Origin of the sequence: Donghicola sp., assembly GCF_025210255.1 — a bacterium.
Lineage (GTDB): Bacteria > Pseudomonadota > Alphaproteobacteria > Rhodobacterales > Rhodobacteraceae > Donghicola > Donghicola eburneus.
In genome coordinates this window covers 1-5656 of record NZ_JAOARZ010000018.1, presented here as the reverse complement: position 1 = coordinate 5656, position 5656 = coordinate 1, and the positions used below count along the sequence as shown (strand labels likewise).

The following is a 5656-nucleotide window of genomic DNA, read 5'->3' as shown; positions in this document are numbered from 1 at the left end:
CAGCGCCGACATCGAAACCGCCAAGGGCGTCGGCTCCATCTCGACCCTGACCTTCGACCTCGACATCACGGTCGAACCCGTCGCGAGCGCGAACCCGATGGCCCCCACGCACCGCGTCCTCGGCCGTTCCCCGCGCGGCAAGCTGGTCGAGTGCGGCGGTATCTGGAAAAAGCAGAGCAAGGAGACCGGCGCCGACTACTACACGCTGACCATCCGCGACCACGGCTTCAACGCCAACCTCGGCAAGGCCGCGAACCAGGACGATCTGTCCCTGCAGGCCGTCATCCCCTGGGGCCCCAAAGACGCCGCGTGACGCAAAGAATCGGCCGGGGCAACCCAGCCGATTTCCCCCCGCGTCCCTTCGCATTGACATGCATTGCCTGCATGTTGGCGCGCACTGGTTGGTGTGCTTGGTGGAAGCAACTGAAAGCTGATCGGGCATAAGGGAGATGATGACGCAATCCGTTTCGGAGAAGACTTTTCCGTCGTCCCCCACGCACTTTAAGGCTTAGTACCTCTTGCATTTTGACAGCCGTGCAATGGAGGAAAAATAAATAATAACATAAGGTTGCGGTCGTGGTCATGTGACGCGCTAATTGGCTGGAAGTCAGAGCTTGCGACAGGTCATCCCAAGATATTGGGTAGGAGCCATCCGTGATCACTACAGTTTGTCGAGGCATCTAGGCCCGCTGGCAGATTGGGTGGGGTCGAGCCGCCGGGCGAAAATCATTGTTAAGACTCATTTTTCCGTGTAGATGACACTTTAATGAGCGAAATCGCTGAAAAAGCGATATTTAGAGGGCAGTCAGATGCGACAACGGTCTTTTGAGGCTGATACGAAGGATCAACCCTTCGACGAGATCATCCTTCAGCAGGGAGAGCTGATTTCTGACCGTCTCAACATGTTGCGACAGGAACAGTATCCTCCAGACGCCCAGAAAGGTCTACGTCAGTTCTCTCTGGCAGAGGTTGCCTACTATCTCGGCGTGACCCAATCGACGATCAAGAAGCTTCACCTCGAGGGCAAAGGCCCCGAGCCCGAAACGTCGTCTTCCGGCAGGCGCAGCTACTCGGCTGAGCAAATGCTGGAATTGAGAGCCTATCTGGACAAGCATGGCCGTCCCGGAAGGCGCCGTTATGTCCCCTATCGACAGCCTGGCGAAGAACTGCACGTTGTTTCTGTCGTAAACTTCAAAGGGGGCAGCGGAAAGACCACTACCGCAGCTCATCTCGCTCAGCATTTAGCGCTGAAGGGCCATCGTGTTCTTGCGATCGACTTGGATCCTCAAGCCTCACTAACAGCTTTGCACGGTATCCAGCCTGAGCTCGACAACGTGCCCTCGCTTTATGAGACGCTCCGGTATGACGATGAGCGCAAGCCCATCTCTGAAGTAATCCGGCCGACAAACTTCCCAAACCTAGACATCGTTCCGGCAAGCCTCGAACTTCAGGAGTACGAATACGATACGCCGGTTGCTTTGACGAGCAGCGATCCCCATGAGGGCCGCACCTTCTTCACTCGGATATCCAAGGCGCTCAGTGAAGTTGATGACCGCTATGACGTGGTCGTAATCGATTGCCCTCCTCAGCTGGGCTACCTCACGCTCACTGCTCTGACGGCTTCTTCCTCGGTAATTGTGACGGTCCATCCTCAGATGCTGGACGTCATGTCGATGAGCCAGTTTCTTTTGATGCTGGGCGGGATCATGAAGACGATCCGTGACGCCGGAGCAAACATGCGCCTGAAGTGGTTCCGCTACCTCGTAACGCGGTTTGAGCCAACAGATGGTCCTCAAAAGCAGATGGTCGGGTTCCTCCAGGCGATGTTTCCAAACCAGATGCTTTCGGCTCCTGTACTGAAATCGACGGCGATCTCCGACGCTGGGATCACCAAACAGACGCTTTACGAAGTTGAGCGCTCTCAGTTCGTTCGAACCACTTATGACCGTGCAGTGACCTCCCTGAACGACGTCAACGACGAAATCGCCGAATTGATCCACAAGGCTTGGGGGCGAGAATGACTGTGGTTTTGACAGCCGTGCAGAGCGCCAATTTTGACAGCCGTGCAACTGTCGAAATGCAGACTGCGCGCCGGTTGGATTCTAACGAAGTGGAGATGACTTGATGGCTCGCAAAGACCTCCTGAAGAGCGTCATGGCTGGTTCGCCGGAGCAGCCCAAGGATTCCGGGCGCTCCGGATACGCAATGCGCGGAGCTTCGAAGTCGATGAAGGTTTCGATTGATAGCCTTGCGGAGAACTCGAAGCGTCTCCTTGAAGGCGAAACAATAGTCGAGATTGATCCGCAATTGATCGATGTGTCATTCGTTTCGGATCGGCTTAGTGATGACGATGTTGCTTTCAACGAACTGAAAGCATCGATCGCGGCCGGTCGCCAGGACACACCGGTTTTACTTCGACCGCATCCAGAAGCAGATGGTCGTTACATGATCGTCTTCGGGCATCGCCGTGTGCGAGTTGCATCGGCGCTCGGCCGTAAGGTTCGCGCAGTTGTAAAGCCGATGGACGACGTGGCCCACATTCTTGCTCAAGGGCAGGAGAACACTGCGCGCGCAGATCTCTCATTTATTGAGAAGGCCCTATTTGCGAAGAGCCTTTTGGATATGGGGCAAGCAAAGGACGTGATCCAGTCCGCCCTGACCATTGACGGTACTTTGCTTTCGCGCATGCTGTCAGTGGCGCAGAACGTCCCGCGGCACGTCATCGAACAGATTGGCCCAGCCAAGCAGATCGGGCGCGATCGTTGGGAGGATTTCAAGAAGTTGGCCTCGGAGCCCAAGAATGAGAAGATCCTCAAAGGAGCTTTGGAGTTCGACGGTTTTCAGGGTCTCGACAGCGATGCACGCTTCGAGTTCCTGCACAGCAAGCTAGCAGAAGCGGGCAGGGCGCCGAAAAGCCGAAAAGCGCGTGCCGCGCCCAAGAAACGTACTTGGACCGCCGGCAAAGGCCGCATCAAAGGCGTCATCGGCCGATCCGGAAAGGCATTCAGCATTTCACTCACGGCGCAAGACTCGACCGAGTTCGGGGATTTTCTCTCGGGCCGGCTTGATCAGCTGTACAGTGAATTCCTCGCGACGAAAGAGGAGCAGTCAGAACAATGATCTAGGCAAAAGAAAAGCCCCCAAGCAGCGTGGCCTGAGAGCTAATCTGAAAAGTTTGGTCGCTTAGAAGATATCTCTCCCGCGAATCACTGTCAACAAGAACGCCACTTCGGCGAACGGCTTTCTTTTGCCTCCACATAACTGGAGGTGAGAAACAGGCATGAAACATACAGGTTGGCGCAAGCCGACACCGGGTCTTGGCATTGCAGAGCAGCTTGCCCAAGCCGGTGAACAGTTAGCTGTACCCAAGACGCGGGCCTTCGTGGCCGTAAAGCGGGTCGGTGCATACATTGGCCTCAAGGCCGGAGACATGATGCTCCTCGACACGCTCGGGGCCTTTACTCAGGCCCAGGACTGGGAGGAGGGGCAGCGCCCGATCGTCTGGGCATCAAACGCCTATCTGATGGAGCAGACGGGCTTCTCGCTCTCGGCTCTCAAACGCCATGCGCGACGGCTGGCCGAGATCGGCGTGATCTCCTTCCAGGACAGCCCGAACGGCAAGCGGTGGGGGCGCAGGGACGCCGATGGGCGCATTATCGAGGCCTACGGCTTCGATCTGTCGCCGCTGTCGGCCCGTGTCGAGGAGTTCGAGGAGTTGCATGCCGATTTACAGGCCGAACGTGAGCTCTGTCAGCGCCTGAAGCGCCAGATCACGGTGGCACGACGGATGATCAGGGCGCGGATCGAGGCTGCCGTCAGCAACGCGCTGCGCGGGCCCTGGGCGCAGTTCACGGGGCTCTTCGAAGAGCTTTTGGACCGGCTTCCGCGCCGCCACGAAGCTTCCGAACAGCTTGTCCGGCTCTTGACCTGGTTCAAAGAGCTTCAGGAGCGTGTCGAGGCAGCTTACCTTAAGGCAACTGAGGCTGTCCAACCTGTGGAAAACACGCCTGCAACCAAGGCACAAGTCTTCGAAAAGACTCAAAAAATGAACCCCAGGGAGGTCATTTCTGACCCCCATATACTAATTACAACCCAACTAAATCCTGTAACCTGTAATCGCTCAGAAACTGAGCAAGCGGCGGGCGTGGTGCCAAATGCGCCACCGGAAGAGCAGGTTGATAGGGAGTTGGAAGAGTGGGTTGCTGAGACCCGCAAAAAACGTGGAGCAGCGCTTGATTTGCCGACTGTGATGCAGGCTTGTCCCGAATTCGCGTCCTGGGCGCGCAATATGGGCGGGTATCTCAAAGATTGGGGCGATCTGCACCGGGTTGCTGGCCAGTTGAGGCCAATGATTGGCGTCTCGGAGCATGCCTGGAACCTCGCGCAGGTTCGTCTTGGGCCTCAAATTGCAACCGCCGCGCTGGTTCTGACCTTCGATAAGCATTGCGCCGGCGAAGTCGCGTCTCCGGGCGGCTATCTCCGTGGTATTGTCCAGAAGGCCGGGGCAGGGGAGTTGCACCTCGAGCGTAGCTTCTACGGTAGGCTCAGCGGGCAGGCGGCGTAATGGGGCAGCGGATCAAAGCCCCGCGGCCTTGGTCAGGTTCACCCGGAATCTGTCGCGACGGCGTTGATACCGGCGGGTCATCTCGGCCGATGCGTGTCCGAGCTGCTTCTGGACATAGCGTTCGTCGACTTCCGCGCTGCTGGCGAGACCGGCGCGCAAGGAATGGCCTGAAAACAGCGCTAAGCGGTCTTTTTCCGGCAGCTCGGCGCGAATGCCGGATTTCAGGACGGTGGATTTGATGAGGCGGGCGACATGCTTGTCGTTGAGGCGTTTTTCCAAGGCCTTCTTTCCGTCGCGGGATGTGCGGACGAAGACCGGTCCGAAGTCGATCTTCGCGAAATGCAGCCATTGTTCCAGCGCATGAACGGGGCAGGTTTGGTTCGAAGAACCGCGGCCAATCTCCACCTCGCGCCAACCGGCTTTGGCATTCAGAGTCAGCACAGCACCGTCACCGAGGATCTCGATCCAACCGCCTGAATCATGCGTATCGTCTTTACCGACATCGAGGCTGATGATTTCAGAACGGCGCAACCCGCCAGCATATCCCAAGAGCAGGATGGCTCGGTCACGCAGGCCGCGCAGGTCGTAGGGCAGGGTGGCCACCATTGCGAGGATGTCTTCCGGCAGGATCGCTTCTTTCTGTACCGGTGGCCGCGCATGTTTGCGCTTGATGCCGGCCAGGACGGTGGCGATGTGGCGATCCTTGCGGTCCAGCGCGAACCCACGTTGCGCGTAGTTCCAGGCAAGCCCAGAAAGGCGGCGATCTAAGGTGCTCACCGAGAGGGCAGGGGACCCATTGGTCGGCGCGGCCAGGTCCGTCAGATAGAGACCAATCATCTCTGGAGACGGGGGTAGGGGCTCCGCGCCTTTCAATCTGCACCAACGCGCAAAGTGCTTCCAGTCGGCGGCGTAGGCCTTGTTGGTGTTTTCGGCGGTCGAGGCCTTGGCGTAATCACGTGCGTTCTCGGCCAGTCGATCCAGCGTACCTGAGCCGGCCACATGGGAGGGCAGGGTCAGAGCCTCGCTGGATGTCGGGTCTCTCGCGTCGTCTTCGTTGATGGAAGACCCGATTGGTGCGTCTGAGATCGATTT

Annotated in this window: 5 protein-coding genes; 4 read left to right on the top strand and 1 reads right to left on the bottom strand. The window is 57.8% G+C overall.

Translation table 11 applies throughout. From position 1 onward, the window contains the following. The first annotated feature begins 10 nt into the window (after positions 1-10). The 4 genes from N4A58_RS05735 (at position 11) to repC (ending at position 4564) form a co-directional block, all read left to right on the top strand. On the top strand, positions 11-313 hold the full coding sequence (locus N4A58_RS05735; protein WP_293708327.1) for a DUF736 family protein: 303 nt from the start codon (positions 11-13) through the stop codon (positions 311-313). Positions 314-809: 496 nt separating this feature from the next. Beyond that, positions 810-2021, top strand: a complete 1212-nt coding sequence (repA, locus tag N4A58_RS05730) for a plasmid partitioning protein RepA (RefSeq protein ID WP_093455149.1) — start codon at positions 810-812, stop codon at positions 2019-2021. A 103-nt stretch (positions 2022-2124) separates the two neighbouring features. Next, a complete protein-coding gene (gene repB / locus N4A58_RS05725; protein ID WP_093455150.1) occupies positions 2125-3120 on the top strand; it encodes a plasmid partitioning protein RepB in 996 nt (331 codons plus the stop codon). A gap of 160 nt (positions 3121-3280) precedes the next feature. After that, on the top strand, positions 3281-4564 hold the full coding sequence (gene repC, locus N4A58_RS05720) for a plasmid replication protein RepC (protein ID WP_093455151.1): 1284 nt from the start codon (positions 3281-3283) through the stop codon (positions 4562-4564). 12 nt (positions 4565-4576) lie between these two features. Here repC and N4A58_RS05715 read toward each other — a convergent pair. Continuing rightward, positions 4577-5656, bottom strand: a 1080-nt coding sequence (locus tag N4A58_RS05715; RefSeq protein WP_293708326.1) for a tyrosine-type recombinase/integrase, incomplete at its 5' end; no start/stop codon positions are given.